This is a genomic window from Aeromonas sp. FDAARGOS 1419 (assembly GCF_019047045.1).
In the GTDB taxonomy this organism is placed as follows: domain Bacteria; phylum Pseudomonadota; class Gammaproteobacteria; order Enterobacterales; family Aeromonadaceae; genus Aeromonas; species Aeromonas veronii.
On sequence record NZ_CP077209.1, the window covers coordinates 3,703,442 to 3,723,936 of the forward strand.

Sequence of the window (20,495 nt, forward strand, 5' to 3'; positions counted from 1 at the left end):
TGCTTCTTTTGGCCATTCTGACAGCGGGAAAGCCATTTACAGGGTGCCGTCTGCTCCCTTATGGTCGTGGTCGGTTTCTTATCCGGCTGGCCGACATGTCTTTTCTCCATCGCTCCTGCCCGCAAGGGCACTTCACTCCGCTGCACAGCCATCCGCAGGCCCAGTATTGCTACATGCACGACGGTGGCGGCGTTATCACCGGCGGTGCTGCCAGCGAGCTGCTGGTTGCCGGCCAGATCTGCTTTATTCCGGCGAGCTGGGAGCACGAATTTCGCGTGCTGCGCCACTCTCGCCTGTCGCTTGTCTATACTGCCTCTTCCGTATCAGCCCCTTTTGGCCTGCGCCAGGTGACACCGCTGCTGGCCGGCCTCTTTGCCCGCCTCAGCGAGCTGGAGGAGGGGGCCGAGCGGGAGGCCTATCTGACGGTGATTGGCCACGAGTTGGCGCGAGCTGCCCCGCAAGCGGCCCAGCCTGCGCTGGCGGCCAACCTCGATCCGCGCCTGCTGCGGGTGCTGGAGCGCTTCTGTCAGGCGCCCTCCATCAACACCACGCTTGCCGAGCTGGCCATGGATTGCGGCGCTTCGCTGCGCACTCTCAACCGGCTTTTCCTTCTGCAGCTGGGCTGTACCTTCCGCCAGTGGCGCGAGCAGGTGGTGATGGGGCGGGCCTGCCAGTTGCAGTATCAGGGGTTCACATCGGCGCAGATTGCCGACCTGCTCGGTTACGAAGATCCCGCCGCCTTCTCCCGCGCGCTCCAGCGTTTCGCCCGGCGCGACTCAGCGTCGTGAACCTATGTCGGCATCCTGCTCGCTGCCGCTCAGCAGGCAGGTCACCTCGTCGGTCTGGCAGATCTTGCCGTCGCGAAAGGTGAAGAGACAGCTCACCTTGCAGACCAGCGGGGCGTCATCGTGGCGGGTGGCTCGTACCACATGGGTCGAGTGCACCCTGTCCCCTTGCGCGATGGTGGCGACAAACTCGATGGTGGCTTCGGCCAGATGATCTCTGAGCGCCGCGATGTGCTGGCGAAAGGCGGCGTAGTCGAGCTGCTCGCCGTTCACCTGCTGGCAGTAATCCGGGGTGAACCACTGGTCGAGCTCGGCCAGGGTAAAGCGGGGATCGCAGACAACGCGCTGCAGGCAGGCTTGCAATCGTTCGGTATTGTTCATCTTCTGCTCCTGACATGTGGCTGGAATACCGGGCCAGCATAGAGCAGAGGATGGCGATAAGCGGTGGCCAGATGCGCCATCATGACCGGCGAACGCGCCATGATGGCAAGGGATCAGCCGAGGCTTTCCCCCTCATAGAGGGTGAAGCCCATATCCTTGCGGCTCTCGGCTGGCGGTTTGCCGCCGAGGCGGGCGAGCAGCATGGCGGCGGCTTCGCGGCCGATCTCTTCGCGGGGGGTGACGATACTGGCCAGCTTGGGGGTCATGGCGTGGCCAATGTCGAGGGCGTTGCAACCGGCGATGGCGATCTGCTGGGGCACCGGGATCCACTTGGCCTGACACTGCAGCAGGGCGCCCACCGCCAGGTCATCGTTGGTGCAGAACAGGCCGTCGAGGTCGGGATAGCGCACCAGCGCCTGATCCAGCAACTCGCCCCCCAGGGTGAAGCTGGAGGATTGTTCGGTCAGCAGATGCTGGCCGGTGAGGCCGAAGTCGGTCATCGCCTGATAGTAACCCTCCATCCGCAGCTGGGTACGCACGTCGAGCCGCGCCCCCAGATAGACCACCTTGCGACGGCCCCGGCGCAGCATCTCTGTTACCATGGCCTGGGCCGCGGCTCTATGGTCCATGCCGACCACCATGTCGATGGGGGTTTGCGGTAGATCCATGGTCTCCACCACCGGAATGCCGGCGGTGGCGATCATTTTGCGGGTGCGTTCGGTGTGCTGGCTGTCGGAGAGGATCAGCCCATCCACGTGATAGGAGAGCAGGGACGCGACCTGCTCCTCCTCCCGCTCCGGACTATAGCCGTAGTGGGCCAGCAGGGTCTGGTAACCGGCCGGTCGGGTCACCGACTCGATGCCGTGGATCACCGCTGAGAAGACCTGGTTGGAGAGGGAAGGGATCAGGATGCCGATCGCCTTGCTGGTCGCGTTGGAGAGAATATCCGGCGCCCGATTGGGGATATAACCCAGCTCTTCCACTACAGCTGCGATCCGCTCGCGGGTCCCCTCCGCTACGGTCTGCGGGTCGCGCAGATAGCGGCTGACAGTCATCTTGGTCACGCCGGTCTGGTCGGCGATATCTTGCAGGGTGGGGCGGCGCTTGCGGGTGGGGCTCATAGGGGTGTCCAGCGTGGATGTTACATGTAACATTACCGTTTTTGGCGGATAAAGTCAGCATATGAAGCCGTTTTTGCAGGAGTTTTCCGATGATCAGAGGCAAGCAGTTCGTGGATGTCCGGTTCGAGCAACAGGATGTGGAGGGGGAGCAGTTCTCGGAGTGCCGCTTTATCGGCTGCAACTTCTCCTGGCTGGATTTGAGCGATAGCCGCTTCATCGACTGCAGCTTCTACGATCGGGAGAGTGAACGGGGCTGCCTGTTGCAGGGTTGCGATCTGCGCGAGGCCAGCTTCCTGCGCTGCGATCTCACCATGGCCGATTGCAGCCGCAGCCAGTGTCTGGGGTTGGAGATGCGCGACTGTCAGGCGGTCGGTATCAACTTCAGCCATGCCAGCTTCGCCAACCAGATCACCGCCAAAAGCTACTTCTGCGAGGCCCATCTGACCGGCAACAACTTCAGCTATGCCAGCTTCGAGGGTTGTCTGCTGGAGAAGTGCGAGCTGACCGGCAACCGCTGGCAGGGAGCCAACCTGTTTGGTGCCTCGCTTGCGGGTTCCGATCTCAGCGGCTCCGAGTTTGGCCAGATTGACTGGACCAGCTTCAAGCTGCAGGGCTGCGATCTGCGCCAGTGCGATCTGCCGGGGCTGGATCTGCGCCGGGTCGATCTGCAAGGGGTGCAGATCAACGAGGATCAGCAGCAGACCTTGCTGGAGCAGATCGGTCTGGTTGTCTTCCCCTGAGCCGAGCGAAAAATTAGGTAATTTTTCATCAAATGGGAGCGACAGCGGGTTGCTGTACTCCTGAAACGACAAAAGCCTGCGTGATGCAGGCTTTTGCTAGTGAGCGTGTGATGCGTTTGTCGGCCGGGTTGACTCAACCCTTGGCCAGCCATTTGGTTGGGTTGATGGCCTCGCCCTGATAGCGAATTTCGAAATAGAGGCCCGGTCTGTCCTGACCGCCACTGTCACCGACCAGCGCCACCGGCTCACCCTGTTCCACGTTCTGGCCAACTTGGCGCAGCAGCGACTGATTGTGACCGTAGAGGCTCATATAGCCTTTGCCGTGGTCGATCACCAGCAGCATACCGAAGCCGTCGAGCCAGTCGGCGTAGACCACTTGTCCCGGCGCGACCGCCTTGACCTGGGTCCCTTCGCTGGCGCCGATCAGGGTGCCTTTCCACTTGAGCTGGGCGGTGCGCGGCGAACCGTAGGAGATGAGGATCGGCCCCTGTACCGGCCAGCGCAGGCTGCCATTGGTCTTGAGACCACTGTAGTGACCGGCACTGCTGATGCCCGAGCCGCGCTCCGGTTTGCTGCTGGCCACCTCTTCGGCAGGTTCTGCCGGTTTGACGGTTTTGTTCTGCTGAGCGGCGAGTCGTTGTTGCTCGGCGCGGCGCTGTTCGGCCAGCTTGCGCTGACGCTCCTGCTCTGCTTTCAGCTTGGCCAGCCGTTCCCGCTCGGCCCGTTCACGGCGCTCCTGCTCTTCCCGCTTGCGACGCAGCTCTTCCAGCCGGGCTTTCAGCGCCTTCTCCGCCTTGACCAGCTTGGTGAGCTTCTGCTCGTCATCCTGTACCGACTGCTGCAACTGGTTGCGCACCTTGGCCCGGCTCTGCTGGCTGGCCAGCAGGGTCTGGTGATGCTCCTGTTGCTCGCTCAACAGGGTCTGCAGTCTGGTTTCGGTCTCTTTGGTGGCCTGCTGGTTTTTCGCCAGCTTGTCACGGGTGGCGCGCAGGGCGTCTATGGCCTCGATGCGGGCCTTGTTGAGGTAGTCGTAGTAGTCGAGTGAGCGGCTCAGTTTGGCCGGATCCTGCTGATTGAGCAGCAGTTTGAGGTAGTCGTGGTTGCCCGCCTGAAAGGCGCTCTCCGCCTGTTTGGCCAGCAACTGCTTTTGATGTTTGGCTTGAACTTCCAGTGCCAGCTTGTCTTTTTGCAGGGTCGCCAGCTTCTGCTGGTTCTGCTTCAACTGCTGTCTGGTCTGGTTGAGTTTGGCAGCGGCGGCCGAGATGGCCTGCTCGTCAGCCTTGAGCTGGGTATTGAGCTTGGCAAGCTCCTGCTTGCTGAGCTTGATGGTCTTCTGTTGCTCTTTGATCTGGGACTGCATGGTGCCCAGCTGCTGATTGGCGGCCAAAGCCGATTTGCTGGCGCCAAACAACAGGCAAAAAAACAGCGCGCCGGCCAACAGGCCGACGCGACTGGTTTTCTGTGAAATAATTTCGCATCCCCGCATGGGGAAGGATTATTTCAGAATCATCAGGGGCTTGCCAGTCATTTCCGGCGGCACCGGCAGACCCATCAGGGTCAGCATGGTGGGGGCCAGATCGGACAGTTTGCCACCTTCAACTACCTCGGCTTTGCGACCGAAATAGATGAGCGGAACCGGCAGATTGGTGTGGGCGGTGTGGGCCTGACCAGTCTCTTCGTCCAGCATCTTCTCGGCGTTACCGTGGTCGGCAGTGATCAGGCACTCGCCACCCACTTCGGCCAGGGCGTCGGTGACGCGACCGATGCAGTGGTCAACGGCTTCACACGCTTTGACGGCGGCATCGAATACACCGGTGTGACCAACCATGTCGCCATTCGGGTAGTTACAGATGATGACGTCGTACTTGCCGCTCTTGATGGCCGCAACCAGCTTGTCGGTCAGCTCTTCGGAGCTCATCTCCGGCTGCAGGTCATAAGTTGCAACTTTCGGGCTGGCCACGATCTCGCGATCTTCGCCGGTGAAGCAGGACTCTTCGCCACCGTTGAAGAAGAAGGTAACGTGAGCATACTTCTCTGTTTCGGAGATACGCAGCTGGGTCTTGCCCTGCTTGGCCAGCCACTCACCCAGGGTGTTGACCAGAGCGGTCGGCGGGTAGGCACAGGCAGTTTTGATGTCGGCCGCGTATTCGGTCAGCATCACGAAGTTCAGCTTCGGCTCGACTGCACGGGCGAAGCCGGTGAAGTCGGTGTCAACGAAGGCGCGGGTGATTTCACGGGCACGGTCGGCACGGAAGTTCATGAAAATCAGCGCATCGCCATCTTCCATCGGGGCAGCTTCGCCGATGCGGGTTGCTTTGACGAACTCGTCGTTCTCGTCGCGGGCGTAGGCGGCAGCCAGCGCTTCGGTGGCGCTCTCGGCGGTGAACTCGCCCTTGCCCTGGGTCATCAGGTCATAGGCTTGCTGCACGCGATCCCAGCGGTTGTCACGGTCCATGGCGAAGTAACGACCGATCATGGAAGCGAAACGACCTTTGCCCAGCTTGGCGAACAGGGCGTCGAACAGCTCGATGGAGGACTGGGCGGAGCGCGGCGGAACGTCGCGGCCATCCAGGAAGGCGTGCAGGTAGATCTTCTCGGCGCCACGCTTGGCAGCCATTTCGATCATGCCCATGATGTGCTCTTCGTGGCTGTGTACGCCACCCGGGGACATCAGGCCCATGATGTGAACGGCTTTGCCGTTGGTCACGGCAGCGTCAACAGCCTTGGCCAGCTCGACGTTCTGGAAGAATTCGCCGTCCTGGATGTCTTTGGAGATGCGGGTCAGCTCCTGATAGACGATGCGACCGGCACCGATGTTGACGTGGCCTACTTCAGAGTTGCCCATCTGGCCATCCGGCAGACCGACGTCCAGACCGGAGCCGGAGATCAGGGTGCTGGTGTAGTCACGGGCCAGACGATCGAGGTTGGGAGTCTTGGCGGCAGCGACGGCGTTGTGCTCTTGCTTGGTGCTGTAGCCCCAACCGTCCATGATGACCAGAACCAAAGGTTTCTTAGCTGTTGACATAAGACTATGTCCTCTCGGATTGGAAAAAATGCGGGAAATGAAACTAGCGTAATATTACTACATCTGCCGAAATAGTCACCTGATAGCCAAGGGGCGCTCCCGTGGCCCCGCAAGCCATGCCCTTCCTGCCATGATCGATGCCCAATGAGGATGGGAGCCTGCTCGCGCTTTGCCGCCAAGATGGCTGATCTTATCAATACCCCCATGTATACTCGGGCCCTTGTCTTGGTCCCTGGATAGTAGAAGATGCAAGAGTATTTGGATTTTGCGGCCCGTAACCCGCTGCTGACCGCAGCCTGGTTGGGTCTGGCTGGCACCCTGGTTTACACCACTGTGCGTGCCCGTTTGTCTCCGGTAAAAACCGTCAACAATCACACCGCGACCCTGCTGATCAACCGCGAGAATGCTACCGTGGTGGATATTCGCAGTCAGGAAGAGTACGCCAAGGGCCATCTGGCCGGTGCCCAGCACCTGCCGCTGACCCAGATCCAGAGCAATAATCTGGGCCCGGTTGAAAAGCATAAAGATGCCCCCATCATAGTGGTGTGCGAGTCGGGAATGACTGCGGGCGGCGCGGGCCGTCAGCTGAGCAAAGCTGGCTTCAAGCAGGTTTATGTGCTCGGCGGTGGCATGGCCCAATGGCGTGCAGAAAATCTGCCGGTAACCAAGAAACGCTGATTTAAGCAGGGCCTGAGCCCACTTATCCATATAACAAGGAATCAAACGAAATGGCTGACGAGATCAACAACCAGGAAGTACAACCGGAATTCCACATCCAGCGTGTTTACACCAAGGATGTCTCTTTCGAAGCGCCGAACACCCCGCACATCTTCCAGAAAGAGTGGCAGCCGGACGTCAAGCTGGATATGGATACCAAGACCAACATCCTGGCTGAGAACGTGTATGAGGTTGTCCTGACCCTGACCGTAACCTGCAAACTGGAAACCGAAACTGCCTTCCTGTGCGAAGTACAGCAAGCCGGTATCTTCACCATCGGTAACCTGCCGGAGCCGCAACTGGCTCACTGCCTGGCTGCCTTCTGCCCGAACATCCTGTTCCCGTATGCCCGCGAAGCCGTGGCCAACATGGTGAGCAAGGGTTCCTTCCCGCAGCTGAACCTGGCACCGGTCAACTTCGATGCCCTGTTTGCCCAGCACATGGCGCAAGCACAGGCCCAGCAGGCGACTGCGGAAGCCTGATAATGGCTGACCAGATCGCTATCTCGGTCTTGGGGGCGGGGTCTTATGGCTCCGCCCTTGCCATTTCTCTGGCGCGCAACGGTCATTCGACCCTGCTGTGGGGTCACGACCCTGCTCATGTCGCCGAGCTGGAACAAGACCGCTGCAACAAGGCATTTTTGCCTGATGTCCCTTTTCCCGCCGATCTGCAGCTAACTGCGGATCTGCAACGTGCGGTACAGGCTGCCCCCGTGCTGCTGCTGGTCGTGCCGAGCCATGTATTTGGTGATGTACTGACCCGGATCAAACCCTTCCTGCGCCCCGATACCCGTATCGCCTGGGCCACCAAGGGTCTGGAGCCGGACAGTGGCCGTCTGCTGCAGGATGTGGCCCGTGAAGTGCTGGGTGACGAGATACCGCTGGCGGTGATCTCCGGCCCCACCTTCGCCAAGGAGCTGGCTGCCGGTCTGCCGACCGCCATCTCGGTCGCTTCGACCCACGACGAGTTCGCCGACGATCTCTCCCACCTGCTGCACTGTGGCCGCTCGTTCCGGGTCTATACCAATCCGGACTTCGTCGGTCTGCAGCTGGGTGGGGCGGTGAAGAACGTCATCGCTATCGGTGCCGGTCTCTCCGACGGGCTAGGGTTTGGCGCCAATGCCAGAACCGCGCTCATCACTCGGGGTCTGGTGGAGATGCAGCGTCTGGGGGCGGCGCTGGGTGCCGATGCCAAAACCTTTATGGGGATGGCGGGGCTCGGGGATCTGGTGCTCACATGTACCGACAACCAGTCGCGCAACCGTCGCTTCGGGCTGGCCCTCGGGGCTGGCAAGGATGTGAACACCGCCATGACCGAGATCGGTCAGGTGGTGGAGGGGTATCGCAACACCAAAGAGGTGCATCTGCTGGCGGCCCGCTGCGGCGTCGAGATGCCCATCTGCGAGCAGATCTTCAAGGTGCTCTACGAGGGTAAGAACCCGAAAGAGGCGGCCATCGCCCTGCTGTCGCGAGACAAGAAGGACGAGTAATCTGCCGATTGTCCATGCAAAAGGCCCCGTCATCTGGCGGGGCCTTTTCTTTGCTGCAAGGGCTGCAAATCAGTAGTAGGAGTGGTCGCCGCGCTGGTGCTCGGTGGCATCTTTCACACCGTTGAGCTCACCCGGGAACTTCTCCAGCAGCTGCTTCTCGATCCCCTCTTTAAGGGTGTAATCGACCATGGAGCAACCGTTGCAACCACCGCCAAACTGCAGGATGGCCAGTTTGTCTTCTGTCAGCTCGACCAGGGTGACCTTGCCACCGTGACCGGCCAGCATGGGGTTCACTTCGGACATCAACACGTACTCGATGCGCTCGATCAGCGGCGCGTCATCGGCCACTTTGCGCATCTTGGCGTTCGGTGCTTTCAGGGTGAGCTGGGAGCCCATCTGATCGGTCACGAAGTCGATGGTGGCATCCACCAGGAAGGGGGCGCTCAGGGGATCGACCATGCAGTCGAAGCCGCTGAAGGGCAGGTGTTGATCTTCCGGGTCCACGGCATCGGGCGGGCAATACGATACGCCACACTCGGCATTCTGGGTTCCCGGATTGACCACAAACACCCGGATATTGGTGCCATCAGGCTGTTTTTCCAGCAGTTTACGGAAATGGGCCTGGGCGGCGTCGGAAATGCTGATCATCACTATCCTCATAAACCTGAGTGTACGACTAGGGTATTCATGATAACGCGGTTATTAATGCTTGGGTAGCATGCCGATGGCTACTTGCTGTGCCGCAGGGTACGACAGATTGCCCATACTTCTACCTTTGTGATGCCGCTCTCATGGAGCAAACGGCTGAGCTGCCCAGCGGTGGCGCCTGTGGTCACGACGTCATCGAGCAGGGCGACATGGCGATAGTGGTGGGGGCGGATCCGGAATGCCCCGCGCAGATTGCGCCGCCGCTGCCCGGCGCTCAGGGTTGTTTGTTGCGGGGTCGCCTTGATGCGCTGCAACAGGGTGTTGTCGCAGGGAATGTCGGTGAACTCGCCAAGGGCTTGCGCGATCTCCTCCGCCTGATTGAACCCGCGCCGCCACTGCCGCCACCAGTGCAGGGGAACCGGAATGATCGCCTCCGGCGGCTCGCGGCTATCCAGATGATCGGCCAAGAGGCGTGCCAGTAGCGGCGCCAGCAGGATCTGGCCGGAATATTTAAGCCGGGGGATCAGCATGGGGTAGGGGATTTGGTAGTCGCCGATCACCTGCAACCGCTCCCAGGGGGGAGGTCTGCGCTGGCAGCGACCACAGACCGGTATGCTCTCTTCTATATAGTCAGCCAGCGGTGCGGCGCAGAGGTGGCATCTCCGCTGTGACTGGTGCAGCGCCTGCCGACACCAGCTGCAGAGCAGGGGCTCGTTGTCGCAAGGCTGATGGCAGAGCAGGCAACTCCCTTGCCAGTCGCGGTGGTTGCCGAGCAGCGGGCTTGCTTTAGCGAGCAGTCGCTTTAACATGCTGACCCCAAGAGCATGAATAGGGATCTTGAGTCTAGATGAGCATATCGGTAGAGCAGTTTGGCCAGGGGCCCGATCTGGTGCTGTTGCACGGTTGGGGGATGAACGGTGCGGTTTGGCATGGTGTTGCCCAACAGTTGTCGTCCCACTATCGGGTTCATCTGGTGGATTTGCCCGGCTTTGGCAACAGCCCGCTGGCAGACGAGGTGGATTACAGCCTGCCCTGGCTTGCCGAGCAGGTGGCTGCTATCTTGCCGCAGAAGTGCCATCTGCTTGGCTGGTCGCTCGGCGGTCTGGTGGCAAGCCAGTTGGCGCTGACGCATCCCGATCGGCTGCACTCCCTGATCACCGTGGCCAGCTCCCCCTGTTTCATGGCCCGTGATGAGTGGCCGGGGATCGCCCCCAAGGTACTGACCGGCTTCAACCAGATGCTGGCGGGGGATTTTCGCCAGACCATAGAGCGCTTTCTGGCGATCCAGGCCATGGGCAGCGAACATGCCCGGGACGATATCCGTCAGTTGCGCCACTGGCTGGCCGAGCGCCCGGCGCCCCAGTTTGCCGCACTCGAGGCCGGGCTGACGCTGTTGGCCGAGATTGACCTGCGCGAACCGCTGCGGGAGCTGGATCTGCCCTGGTTGCGGATTTATGGCCGACTGGATTCATTGGTACCCAAGGCGGCTATTCCCCTGCTGGATGATCTCTACCCTGCCAGCCGTAGCGTGACCCTCAATAAGGCCTCACACGCACCTTTTATCTCCCACCCTGACGAATTCATTGAAATCGTTCGAGATTTTGTTGGCTAAAAAACAGCCTGCAAGCTTCATTAATCCTCTGGTCTGGCGGATAATTAAGCTGTGACCAGAGGAGTAACACCATGCGTATTGATTCTGCTTTCAACAGCGGGGTACAGGGATTTCAGCGAGCCGAGCAGATTGCCGACAAGGCATCCAATCAGATCGCCCGCCTCAACACCCCCAGCGGGGATCAGGTGCAAGTGACCGATGAGCTCGTCAATCTCAAGGTGGCCGAGCAGCAGGCTGGCGCTTCTGCCAAGGTAGTGCAGACGGCCAGCGAGATGATGGGAACCCTGATCGACATCCGGGTGTGAGATGAACATCAATGTCAGTCTGCCTCCCCTTATCCCGACACAGCTGCAACCCCAAGTGGAAGCGGCGAGGACGGATAATCGCCGGGCAGAACTGATCCCGCAGGCCCGAGCGGGCCAAGCTTCCGTTGCCGAATCTGAAGTCGGCTCCCAGAAAGAGAAATCCAAAGCCGGTCAGGCCTCCAGCAATCAGAGCTCCCAGAACAGCCGTGAAACCGGGCAACCGGCGCCGACGACACTGCCAGATAATCGCTTTGTCGAGGCAACCGGTGAGGATGGTCAGCGCAAGCAGCAAGATCCTAAACAGCAGGAGCAGCAACAGCGGCAAGAGCAGCAGGTTCAGGATCTTGTCGAGCGTGACAAGGAGGTGCGCACTCACGAGCAGGCGCACCAGTCTGCGGGTGGAGAGTACGCCAGCTCACCCACCTATCAGTTTACGCAAGGGCCGGATGGCAAGCGTTATGCAACGGGTGGCGAAGTCCAGATCGATACCAGTGTCGTACCCGGTGACCCTGCGGCTACCATCGCCAAGATGCAGCAGATCCGCACTGCAGCGCTGGCGCCTGCCGAGCCTTCCGCGCAGGATCTGGCCGTCGCGCGCAGCGCCGCCGCGAGTGAGGCCAAGGCACGCAAAGAGCTGATGGCCGAGCAGAGCGCGAAATCGGGCGGTGTGTTGAGCGCCTATATGGACAAGCGCAACAGCGTCATCGCGAGCCACTATCAACAGGCTGTCAGCCCGGCCTCTACCCAGTCCCTCAGTCTGCATATCTGAATCACCCTCGCCAAACTTTCAGCTGCTTTGCCTGTTTTGCAACTAACCTGAAGATCAAGCCCATTCCAATTTCACAGGAGCTGTCATGCATTTCGATGAAGTCAAAGCGGAAGATTTCACCACCTTCTCCCGTGTACCGCCCCCCCACCTGCAGATGGAGCAGTTTCTGATGCAGCTCGGAGGAGGGGGAACTGAAGGAACCCATTTCAAGAAGAAAGTGATGCTGGCGGCTGGCTGGAGCCACACCGGCGTCGTCTCTTACGGCAAGTATCCGCAAGAGGCCTGCAAGGCATTCAACCGACTGCGGGAGGTGCTGGCCCAGCATGGAGAGCCCGAGAGCATTCTTGCTGCCCTGGCGCAGTGATCCAGAGCTTCGCGTGTAAAAAAGCCCCTTGCGGGGCTTTTTGCATTCAGAGGTGTTCTGGAAGGTGTCGTTACTTTTTCGCTTTGGAGAGCGCTGCCGCGAAGGCGTTGCCCATGGCACCACCCATAGGGGGGCTTTGCCGAGGCTCATTTCTTGGTTTGGTTTTGCCAGCACTGCTGTTGCGCGCTTCAGCCGGCTTGCGGGCAGCTTGCCCCGCTTTCTCGTCGAGACGCATGGTCAGACTGATCCGCTTGCGCGGAGCGTCCACTTCCAGCACCTTGACCCGCACAATATCGCCCGCTTTGACCACCTCACGGGGATCCTTGACGAAACGGTCGGTCAGGGAGGAGATATGCACCAGACCATCCTGATGAACACCGATATCGACGAAGGCGCCGAAGTTGGTGACGTTGGTGACCACCCCTTCCAGTACCATCTCTGGCACCAGGTCGCTGATCTGCTCCACCCCTTCCTTGAAGGTCGCGGTTTTGAACTCAGGGCGCGGGTCGCGGCCCGGTTTGTCCAGCTCGCCGATGATGTCGGTGACGGTGGGCACACCGAATTGCTCATCGGTGTAATCGTCCGGTTTCAGGCTGCGCAGCAGGCTGCTGTTGCCGAGCAGGCTCTCCACGGTCTGCTCCAGCTTGGCGAGGATCCGCTCCACCACCGGATAGGACTCCGGGTGTACCGCCGAGCTGTCGAGGGGATTGCTGCCGCCGCGAATGCGCAGGAAGCCGGCGCACTGTTCGAAGGCTTTGGGGCCGAGTCGGCTCACTTTCAGCAACTGCTGACGGCTCTTGAAAGCGCCGTGCTCATCCCGATAGGCGACGATGTTCTGGGCCAACGTCTGGGAGAGGCCGGAAACCCGGTTGAGCAGGGCGACCGAGGCGGTATTCACATCCACACCGACCGCGTTCACGCAATCCTCGACCACCGCATCCAGCCGGCGGGCCAGTTGGCTCTGGCCGACGTCGTGCTGATACTGACCTACCCCGATACTCTTGGGGTCGATTTTGACCAACTCGGCCAACGGGTCTTGCAGGCGGCGGGCGATGGAGACGGCGCCACGGATCGAGACGTCGAGATCCGGGAACTCCTGAGAGGCGAGCTCGGAGGCGGAGTAGACCGAGGCCCCCGCTTCGCTCACGACTATCTTCTGCGCCTTGGCGGCGGGGTAGCGCTCGAACAGGTCGCTGACCAGCCGGTCGGTCTCCCGCGAGGCGGTGCCGTTGCCGATGCTGATGAGCTCGACCTTGTGCTTCTGGCACAACTCGCTCAGGGTCTTGAGGCTCTGATCAATCTGGCGTTTTGGTTCGAATGGATAGATGGTGGCGTGATCGACCAGTTTGCCGGTGGCATCCACCACGGCAACCTTGACCCCGGTGCGGATGCCCGGATCCAGCCCCATGGTGCAGCGCATGCCGGCCGGGGCCGCCATCAGCAGATCCTTGAGGTTCATGGCGAACACCTTGATTGCCTCCTCCTCTGCCGACTCGCGGATGCGGCCGATCAGCTCGGTCTCCATCTGAAGCGACAACTTGATCTTCCAGGTCCAGCTTACCACCCCTTGCAGCCATTTGTCGGCCGGGCGGTTCTGCAGATTGAGCTTGAGGTGGTGGGCAATGATCCCTTCGCAGGGGCTGGCACTCTCATCGTCACCGGTGACCAGCGCCAGATTGAGAATCCCCTCATTGCGGCCGCGCAGCATGGCCAGCACCCGGTGGGAGGGGGCCTTGTGCAGGGGTTCGTCGTGTTCGAAATAGTCCTTGAACTTGGCCCCTTCCTGCTCCTTGCCTGCCACCACGCGGGCGCGCAGGGTGGCATTCTGCCACAGGTAGTCGCGCAACTTCTCCAGCAGGTCGGCCTGCTCGGCGAAGCGCTCCATCAGGATATAGCGGGCGCCGTCGAGGGCAGCCTTGCTGTCGGCAATGCCCTGTTCGGGATTGAGGAAGGTGGCTGCAGCTTGCTCGGGATCCTGCATCGGGTCGCTGAGCAGCAGGTTGGCCAGCGGCTCCAACCCGGCTTCGATCGCCATCTGCCCCTTGGTGCGGCGCTTAGGCTTGTAGGGGAGGTAGAGGTCTTCCAGTCGGGTCTTGCTGTCGGCGCCATTCAATTCGCGCATCAGCTCGGGGGTCAGCTTGCCCTGCTCTTCGATGGAGCGAATGATCACCTGACGGCGATCTTCCAGTTCACGCAGATAGCCGAGGCGGCTCTCTAGGGTGCGCAACTGGCTATCGTCCAGACCGCCGGTCACCTCTTTACGGTAACGGGCGATAAAGGGCACGGTCGAGCCTTCATCCAGCAGGCGCACTGCGGCCTGCACCTGCTCCGGGCGAGCATTGAGCTCACCGGCAATCTGTCTCTCTATGGTTTGCATCATGATGTTGTTGAGGGCCTCTGTGGTCGAGTCCGCGCCATCAGGCGCCAAGTGTGAGCACTATATGGGGTCGTGTTGCGGGATGCCACCCTGCGCCGGGGTCTACACCCGTCAGACTGATAAGTCGCAGGGGAGAGCGCATATCTTGCCATTGCACCTGTGACCCAGGATGTGCCTGTGGCAAGCCGCTCACCAGTAGTCCGGCTATTTGGGGTAGCTGATCTCGTTGATATACCAGCAGACGTCACCAACTGGCGTACGGACGATGGCCTCATCACCGACCTCTTTCTTGAGCAGGGCGCGGGCCATGGGGGAGTCGATGGAGATGTAATCCTTGCGCTCGAAGATCTCGTCATAGCCGACGATGCGAAAGCGCTTGGTCTCGCCCTCATCGTTTTCCACCTCGACCCAGGCGCCGAAGAAGACCTTGCCCTCCTGCGCGGGGGCATAGTCGACGATCCCCAGCTCTTCGAGGCATTTGCGCAGGTAGCGCACCCGCCGATCGATCTCCCGCAGCCGCTTTTTGTTGTACTGGTAGTCGGCATTTTCGCTGCGATCCCCCAGACTGGCGGCCCATGCCACCTTCCTGGTGACCTCGGGGCGCTCCTGGCGCCAGAGGAAATCGAGCTCTTCTTTCAGCTTGTTGTAGCCTTCGCGGGTGATCAGCTTTGTCTTCATGGTGATGCGGACCTGTCAAAGAGGGGTATTCATCGCTAACTGCTCGGGAATATTAGCTTTTGTCCTCTTGCTGTCGAGGGAAATCGTGATGGCTCGGCTGGCGCCATTCAGGGAGTCGCTGGCCAGCGCAGTGACTTGATGGCCGTCACGCTCTCGGGACGGGTAATAACCGGTAACATATTTGTGCTTTGCTCCCGCTATATCCCCCCCTAGTATTGGGGGCAGCTAAAGAATGAAGAGGCAAAGCAATGAGTCAGCAGCAATACAAGGTCCTGGTCGTGGACGATGACCTGAAATTACGTTCCCTGTTGGAGCGCTATCTCACCGAGCAGGGATTCGTAGTGCGCGGCGTGGCCAATGGCGAGCAGGCCGATCGCTTGCTGACTCGTGAAAATTTCAGCCTGATGGTGCTCGACCTGATGTTGCCGGGGGAGGATGGGCTCTCCATCTGCCGCCGTCTGCGGGAAGCGGGCAACCAGATCCCGGTGCTGATGCTCACCGCCAAGGGGGATGAAGTGGACCGCATCGTTGGGCTCGAGATGGGGGCCGATGATTATCTGCCCAAGCCGTTTAATCCCCGCGAACTGCTGGCGCGGATCCGTGCCGTGCTGCGCCGCCATACCGTCGAGCTGCCGGGGGCACCCTCTGCTGCAGAGAAAGTGGTTAACTTCGGTGCCTTCCAGCTCAATCTGGCGACCCGCGAGCTGAGCCGGGATGGTGAGCCGATGGCGCTCACCAGCGGTGAATTTGCGGTGCTCAAGGTACTGGTCAGCCATCCGCGCGAGCCGCTCTCCCGCGACAAGCTGATGAATCTGGCCCGTGGCCGCGAATACACCGCCACCGAGCGCAGCATCGACGTGCAGGTCTCTCGCCTGCGCCGGCTGCTGGAACAGGATCCGGCCCAGCCCCGCTACCTGCAGACCGTCTGGGGTCTGGGGTATGTGTTCGTGCCAGATGGTGACGGTGCATGAAAAAGGTCGGCAGCATGTTCTCGCGCATGCTCTGGTTTCTGGCCGCCGTTCTGGTGGTCTATCAAGCAGTCTCCTACGTCACCTTCTACAACTATCTGCTGGCGCCAACCGTCAAGCAGATCAGTCACTTGCTGGCCAATCAGGTCAAGCTGATCTTTCCGGTCAACACTGAACAACTGGCGCTGAGCGAAGATGCCGAGGCGCTGGTCTATGTGACGACGGGTACCGACATCTATACCCAGAGCGAGGCGGTTCAGCATGGCTTCAACGATGCCAAGCCGTACCCCTATCTGGAGGAGAACATCAGCCGCGAACTGGGCGGCCCGGCCAAGGTGCGAGTCGAGATCCAGGATCACTACATCATCTGGATCCAGCCGCCGCAGGCCAGCAAAATCTGGGTGCGGATCCCGCTGACCGAGATTGAAGATGACGATATCGAACCCCTCATCATCTATCTGAGCGTGTTGTTGGTGATCACCCTGTTTGCGGCCTGGCGTTTTGCCCGGCAGTTGGTACGCCCGCTCGAGGATCTCGAGGCTGGTGCAGTTGCGGTGGCCAGAGGCCATTTCCCGGAGGCGCTGGGGGAGCTGGGATCACGGGAAGTGCGCCGTCTGACCCGCACCTTCAACCATATGTCACACTCCATCAAGAGCCTGATCGAGGAGCGTAACCTGATGATGGCGGGGGTTTCCCACGATCTGCGCACCCCGCTGACCCGCATCCGGCTGGCCACCGAGATGATGTCCTCCGGTGACGAGTACCTCAAGGAGAGCATCAACGCCGACATCGATGAGTCCAATGCCATCATCGATCAGTTCATCGACTACATCCGCCCGGACGAGGGGCAGGATCTGGAGCCGATCGACCTGACCCAGCTGGTGCACGATACCTTGCTGATCTACTCGGAGCAGGGGCTGGAGGTCGATCTGGCGTTGCCACAAGAGGCGGTGCGGGTGGCCTGCAATCCGGTCAGCATCCGGCGGGTGTTGAACAATCTCTCAAGCAACTCGCAGCGTTATGGGGCGAGCCGTTTGCATGCCGAGCTCAAGGACGATGGGCACTGGGTGCGCTTGCGCCTCTCCGATGATGGCCCCGGCATTCCGGAGCAGGACTATTCCCGGGTGCTCAAGCCGTTTACTCAGGGGAATGTGGCGCGGACCGTCGGCGGTAGTGGGCTGGGGTTGGCCATCGTGGCCAAGATAGTCGCCCAGCACCACGGCACTATCCGGTTGGGAAGTTCGGAGCTAGGCGGCCTGCTGGTCGAGATGCGGTTGCCGAAACATCAGCCACAGGAGTGGATGGATTGAGAGGAGGGCGTATCCGTGGATACGCCCTTCTGCATGGTCAGCTCTTTGTTTCGACTGATGCTCGATAGCGTTTGCCGTACTTGAGCTGCTGGATCAGCAGGGCGGCAACGATGAGCGCTAACCCGATGGGAGTGGCTGGATGGATGGCTTCGCCGATCAACAGGTTGAGCAGCACCAGTGAGGCAAACGGCGAGATAAAGATGAGGTTGCTGATGGGGGCCGTGTTGGTGGCATGGCGCAGCGCCATCAGCCAGAGCACGAAACCGAAGCCCATTTCGAACAGTCCCACATAGATGGCACCAGCCCATCCCTGCCAGGCGGTCATGGCAAAATCGGAGAGCAACCAGGTCGCCACGACAATAAAAGGCAGGCTGATCATAAAGCCGAGCAACAGGCTGACAATGGGATCGCCCTGATTGCGGGTGTTGAGGATCCAGTAGCTGGCCCAGATGAGGGTCGAGACCAGCGCCAGTGTCACGCCGAGCGGGCTGTCGAACTGCAGGCCGAATACATCCCCTCTGGTGGCGATCACCAGTGCGCCAAAATACCCCAGCACGATGGCGACGCCATCACGCCGACGCAGCTTCTGGCCGAGGAAGGGGACGGCCAGCAGACTGAGGGTAATGGCCCAGGTGTAGTTGAGGGTCTGTGCCTGCTGGGCAGGCAGCAGATCATAGGCTTTGAACAGCAACAGGTAATAGAGAAAGGGATTCAGAACGCCCAGAGTCAGGTAGTAGAAAGGGCGGGCCTTGATGTAGCTCCTCAGCAGCGGCAATTTGCCCTGTTTGGCGACGACGGCTGTCAGCGTGAGAGTCGAGGTGAAGGCGGCCACAAGCAACAGTTGCACAGGTTCGAAATAGGCGAGGGCGATCTTGAAGGCTGTGGCGACCGTCGACCAGAGGGCAACGGCGCAAAGGCCATACTGATAGGCTTTCTTTTGATCTTTGAGCATGGGATGTCGTTCCACTGACAGAGGCAAGCGCACAGTCTACCAGTCTGCTTGTAACATTGTCGTTACCTTGGTGTTGGCAGCAGAGTGCATTGCCGCAGGCGAGATCCATCTGTCACATAAAACTGCGCATAATCTGTTCGCTCTCCCTTGCGCAAATTTGAAAAATCCGTATAATCCCCTCCGCTTACCCATGAGGTAAGCCAGACGATATGTCTGCTGCTGAGTTTCCTGTTTACAGGAGCCAGCCATACAGTCCTCCCGATATGGGGGGAAACGTGAAAAATCACACCTCTGGCGGGAGAAATCTCGGTCGGGCGGTGTTGATTTATGTTCTTTTATCTATTGGAGCTCTGTCAATGCAGAACCAAAGAATCCGTATCCGCCTGAAGGCTTTTGATCATCGCCTGATTGATCAATCCACTGCGGAAATCGTTGAAACTGCTAAGCGCACTGGCGCGCAGGTTCGCGGTCCTATTCCGCTGCCGACTCGCAAAGAGCGCTTCACCGTCCTGATCTCCCCGCACGTCAACAAAGATGCGCGTGATCAGTACGAGATCCGCACTCACAAGCGTCTGGTAGACATCGTTGAGCCGACTGACAAGACCGTAGACGCCCTGATGCGTCTGGATCTGGCAGCTGGTGTAGACGTCCAGATCAGCCTGGGTTAATTACGGAAAGAGGTTGATAACAATGACAATCGGTCTTGTAGGTCGCAAAGTGGGTATGACTCGCATCTTCACTGAAGATGGCGTTTCTATCCCGGTGACTGTTATCGAAGTTGAAGCTAACCGTGTAACTCAGGTCAAATCTGTAGAAACCGACGGCTACAACGCTATTCAGGTTACCACTGGCGCCAAGAAAGCCAGCCGTGTGACCAAGCCGGAAGCTGGCCACTTCGCCAAAGCTGGTGTAGAAGCCGGTCGCGGTCTGTGGGAATTCCGCCTGAACAACGGTGAAACTTTCACTGTTGGTAGCGAGCTGAAAGTAGATCTTCTCGCTGACGTTAAGCTGGTAGACGTTACCGGCACATCCAAAGGTAAGGGCTTTGCTGGTACTGTTAAGCGCCACAACTTCCGCACCCAGGATATGACCCACGGTAACTCCTTGTCTCACCGCGTTCCGGGTTCTATCGGTCAGAACCAGACTCCGGGTCGTGTATTCAAGGGCAAAAAGATGGCTGGTCACATGGGTGCTGAGCGTGTAACGACTCAGAACCTGGAACTGGTTCGTGTTGACGCTGAACGCAACCTGCTGCTCATCAAAGGTGCAGTACCGGGTGCAACCAACGGCAACGTGATCGTCAAACCTGCCGTCAAAGCGTAACGTCTGAGGAGATAGTAATGGAATTGGTAATGAAAGACGCCAAGAGCGCTCTTGAAGTTTCCGAGACTACCTTCGGGCGCGAATTCAACGAAGCTCTGGTTCACCAGGTCGTCGTTGCATATGCCGCTGGTGCCCGTCAGGGTACTCGTGCGCAGCTGACTCGCTCTGAAGTGTCTGGTGGCGGCAAAAAGCCGTGGCGTCAGAAGGGTACTGGTCGTGCCCGTGCTGGCTCCATCCGTTCGCCCATCTGGCGTTCCGGTGGTGTGACTTTTGCTGCTAAGCCGCAAGATCACAGCCAGAAAGTAAACAAGAAGATGTACCGCGGCGCTATCCGTAGCATTCTGTCCGAGCTGGTACGTCAAGAGCGCCTGATCGTTGTTGAGAAGTTCGGCATCGAAGCTCCGAAGACCAAAGAACTGATCGCCAAGCTGAAAGAAATGGAACTGACTGACGTTCTGATCGTGACTGCTGAAGTCGATGAGAACCTGTTCCTGGCTGCTCGCAACCTGTACAAAGTTGACGTGCGTGACGTTGCCGGTATCGACCCGGTCAGCCTGATCGCTTTCGACAAGGTTCTGATGACTGCTGACGCAGTTAAGCAAATCGAGGAGATGCTGGCATGATCCGTGAAGAGCGTCTGCTGAAAGTTCTGAAGGCTCCGCACATCTCTGAAAAGAGCACCATGGTTGCAGAAAAGCAGAACACTATCGTGTTCAAAGTTGCTGTTGATGCTACCAAGGCGGAAGTCAAAGCTGCAGTTGCGAAACTGTTCGAGGTCGAAGTTGAGACCGTCCGTACCCTGAACATGAAGGGTAAGACCAAGCGCGCAGGTGCACGCGTAGGCCGTCGTTCCGATTGGAAAAAGGCTTATGTGACCCTGAAAGCTGGTCAGGACATCGACTTCATGGGCGCAGCCGAGTAAGAGGAGTTC

At 59.7% G+C, this 20,495-nt stretch carries 24 protein-coding genes; 15 read left to right on the forward strand and 9 right to left on the reverse strand.

The features are described from left to right. Positions 1–95 precede the first annotated feature (95 nt). Positions 96–788 carry an AraC family transcriptional regulator gene (locus I6L49_RS16800; protein ID WP_216949980.1) on the forward strand — a complete coding sequence of 231 codons (693 nt, stop codon included), beginning with the start codon at positions 96–98 and terminating at the stop codon, positions 786–788. Here the strand turns inward: I6L49_RS16800 and I6L49_RS16805 are convergent. After that, a complete protein-coding gene (locus I6L49_RS16805) occupies positions 777–1,166 on the reverse strand; it encodes a nuclear transport factor 2 family protein (protein ID WP_216949981.1) in 390 nt (129 codons plus the stop codon). The two genes, I6L49_RS16800 and I6L49_RS16805, sit on opposite strands and share 12 nt — an antisense overlap. Before the next feature lie 113 nt (positions 1,167–1,279). After that, positions 1,280–2,287, reverse strand: coding sequence for a substrate-binding domain-containing protein (locus I6L49_RS16810; RefSeq protein WP_216949982.1), 1,008 nt, complete (start codon positions 2,285–2,287; stop codon positions 1,280–1,282). Between the two features lie 89 nt (positions 2,288–2,376). On the opposite strand from I6L49_RS16810, the gene I6L49_RS16815 reads away from it, so the two are divergent. Further along, the gene (locus tag I6L49_RS16815) at positions 2,377–3,027 is read left to right on the forward strand and encodes a Qnr family pentapeptide repeat protein (RefSeq protein WP_005340643.1); all 651 of its coding nucleotides are present in this window, start codon (positions 2,377–2,379) and stop codon (positions 3,025–3,027) included. Positions 3,028–3,160: 133 nt separating this feature from the next. On the opposite strand, the gene envC is transcribed toward I6L49_RS16815, so the two are convergent. Both envC and gpmM read right to left on the reverse strand, forming a co-directional pair. After that, positions 3,161–4,513, reverse strand: coding sequence for a murein hydrolase activator EnvC (gene envC / locus I6L49_RS16820; protein ID WP_204382454.1), 1,353 nt, complete (start codon positions 4,511–4,513; stop codon positions 3,161–3,163). A gap of 9 nt (positions 4,514–4,522) precedes the next feature. After that, positions 4,523–6,052 (reverse strand): 2,3-bisphosphoglycerate-independent phosphoglycerate mutase, encoded by a 1,530-nt coding sequence (gpmM, locus tag I6L49_RS16825; protein WP_005356867.1) that lies wholly within the window; start codon positions 6,050–6,052, stop codon positions 4,523–4,525. A gap of 246 nt (positions 6,053–6,298) precedes the next feature. Between gpmM and I6L49_RS16830 the strand changes: the two genes are divergently transcribed. The 3 genes from I6L49_RS16830 to gpsA are packed head-to-tail and all read left to right on the forward strand — an operon-like array spanning position 6,299 to position 8,258. Next, positions 6,299–6,730 (forward strand): rhodanese-like domain-containing protein, encoded by a 432-nt coding sequence (locus I6L49_RS16830; RefSeq protein WP_005340640.1) that lies wholly within the window; start codon positions 6,299–6,301, stop codon positions 6,728–6,730. 50 nt (positions 6,731–6,780) lie between these two features. Beyond that, the gene (secB, locus tag I6L49_RS16835) at positions 6,781–7,251 is read left to right on the forward strand and encodes a protein-export chaperone SecB (RefSeq protein ID WP_005340639.1); all 471 of its coding nucleotides are present in this window, start codon (positions 6,781–6,783) and stop codon (positions 7,249–7,251) included. A gap of 2 nt (positions 7,252–7,253) precedes the next feature. Beyond that, the gene (gpsA, locus tag I6L49_RS16840) at positions 7,254–8,258 is read left to right on the forward strand and encodes an NAD(P)H-dependent glycerol-3-phosphate dehydrogenase (protein ID WP_204382455.1); all 1,005 of its coding nucleotides are present in this window, start codon (positions 7,254–7,256) and stop codon (positions 8,256–8,258) included. 69 nt (positions 8,259–8,327) lie between these two features. Here gpsA and nfuA read toward each other — a convergent pair whose 3' ends face one another. After that, positions 8,328–8,906 (reverse strand): Fe-S biogenesis protein NfuA, encoded by a 579-nt coding sequence (gene nfuA / locus I6L49_RS16845; protein WP_005340636.1) that lies wholly within the window; start codon positions 8,904–8,906, stop codon positions 8,328–8,330. An 80-nt stretch (positions 8,907–8,986) separates the two neighbouring features. After that, positions 8,987–9,715 (reverse strand): ComF family protein, encoded by a 729-nt coding sequence (locus tag I6L49_RS16850; RefSeq protein WP_216949983.1) that lies wholly within the window; start codon positions 9,713–9,715, stop codon positions 8,987–8,989. Between the two features lie 38 nt (positions 9,716–9,753). Between I6L49_RS16850 and bioH the strand changes: the two genes are divergently transcribed. The 4 genes from bioH (at position 9,754) to I6L49_RS16870 (ending at position 11,956) form a co-directional block, all read left to right on the forward strand. Further along, positions 9,754–10,518, forward strand: coding sequence for a pimeloyl-ACP methyl ester esterase BioH (gene bioH, locus I6L49_RS16855; RefSeq protein WP_216949984.1), 765 nt, complete (start codon positions 9,754–9,756; stop codon positions 10,516–10,518). A 71-nt stretch (positions 10,519–10,589) separates the two neighbouring features. Beyond that, a complete protein-coding gene (locus tag I6L49_RS16860) occupies positions 10,590–10,823 on the forward strand; it encodes a flagellar basal body rod C-terminal domain-containing protein (protein ID WP_005342675.1) in 234 nt (77 codons plus the stop codon). A 1-nt stretch (position 10,824) separates the two neighbouring features. Continuing rightward, a complete protein-coding gene (locus tag I6L49_RS16865) occupies positions 10,825–11,592 on the forward strand; it encodes a putative metalloprotease CJM1_0395 family protein (RefSeq protein ID WP_216949985.1) in 768 nt (255 codons plus the stop codon). A gap of 85 nt (positions 11,593–11,677) precedes the next feature. After that, a complete protein-coding gene (locus tag I6L49_RS16870; protein WP_042059175.1) occupies positions 11,678–11,956 on the forward strand; it encodes a hypothetical protein in 279 nt (92 codons plus the stop codon). A gap of 70 nt (positions 11,957–12,026) precedes the next feature. On the opposite strand, the gene I6L49_RS16875 is transcribed toward I6L49_RS16870, so the two are convergent. Both I6L49_RS16875 and greB read right to left on the reverse strand, forming a co-directional pair. Beyond that, positions 12,027–14,336 carry a Tex family protein gene (locus I6L49_RS16875; RefSeq protein ID WP_216949986.1) on the reverse strand — a complete coding sequence of 770 codons (2,310 nt, stop codon included), beginning with the start codon at positions 14,334–14,336 and terminating at the stop codon, positions 12,027–12,029. Positions 14,337–14,537: 201 nt separating this feature from the next. Then, positions 14,538–15,011 (reverse strand): transcription elongation factor GreB, encoded by a 474-nt coding sequence (gene greB, locus I6L49_RS16880; RefSeq protein WP_005340627.1) that lies wholly within the window; start codon positions 15,009–15,011, stop codon positions 14,538–14,540. A gap of 248 nt (positions 15,012–15,259) precedes the next feature. On the opposite strand from greB, the gene ompR reads away from it, so the two are divergent. Together ompR and envZ are read left to right on the forward strand one after the other, a co-directional pair. Next, positions 15,260–15,982 (forward strand): two-component system response regulator OmpR, encoded by a 723-nt coding sequence (gene ompR / locus I6L49_RS16885; RefSeq protein WP_005340625.1) that lies wholly within the window; start codon positions 15,260–15,262, stop codon positions 15,980–15,982. Next, complete coding sequence (gene envZ, locus I6L49_RS16890; RefSeq protein WP_128834456.1) at positions 15,979–17,289, forward strand: two-component system sensor histidine kinase EnvZ; 1,311 nt, start codon at positions 15,979–15,981, stop codon at positions 17,287–17,289. The genes ompR and envZ overlap by 4 nt, the downstream gene beginning before the upstream one ends. A 37-nt stretch (positions 17,290–17,326) precedes the next feature. Here the strand turns inward: envZ and I6L49_RS16895 are convergent, their stop codons facing one another. After that, positions 17,327–18,241: a DMT family transporter gene (locus I6L49_RS16895; protein WP_216949987.1), complete on the reverse strand. Its 915-nt coding sequence runs from the start codon at positions 18,239–18,241 to the stop codon at positions 17,327–17,329. Between the two features lie 356 nt (positions 18,242–18,597). Between I6L49_RS16895 and rpsJ the strand changes: the two genes are divergently transcribed. The 4 genes from rpsJ to rplW are packed head-to-tail and all read left to right on the forward strand — an operon-like array spanning position 18,598 to position 20,486. Further along, the gene (gene rpsJ, locus I6L49_RS16900) at positions 18,598–18,909 is read left to right on the forward strand and encodes a 30S ribosomal protein S10 (RefSeq protein WP_005307944.1); all 312 of its coding nucleotides are present in this window, start codon (positions 18,598–18,600) and stop codon (positions 18,907–18,909) included. Between the two features lie 22 nt (positions 18,910–18,931). Further along, positions 18,932–19,564 carry a 50S ribosomal protein L3 gene (gene rplC, locus I6L49_RS16905; protein ID WP_005340620.1) on the forward strand — a complete coding sequence of 211 codons (633 nt, stop codon included), beginning with the start codon at positions 18,932–18,934 and terminating at the stop codon, positions 19,562–19,564. A gap of 17 nt (positions 19,565–19,581) precedes the next feature. Further along, the gene (gene rplD / locus I6L49_RS16910) at positions 19,582–20,187 is read left to right on the forward strand and encodes a 50S ribosomal protein L4 (protein WP_005340616.1); all 606 of its coding nucleotides are present in this window, start codon (positions 19,582–19,584) and stop codon (positions 20,185–20,187) included. After that, the gene (gene rplW / locus I6L49_RS16915; RefSeq protein WP_342690021.1) at positions 20,187–20,486 is read left to right on the forward strand and encodes a 50S ribosomal protein L23; all 300 of its coding nucleotides are present in this window, start codon (positions 20,187–20,189) and stop codon (positions 20,484–20,486) included. The genes rplD and rplW overlap by 1 nt, the downstream gene beginning before the upstream one ends. The last annotated feature ends 9 nt before the right edge of the window (positions 20,487–20,495 follow it).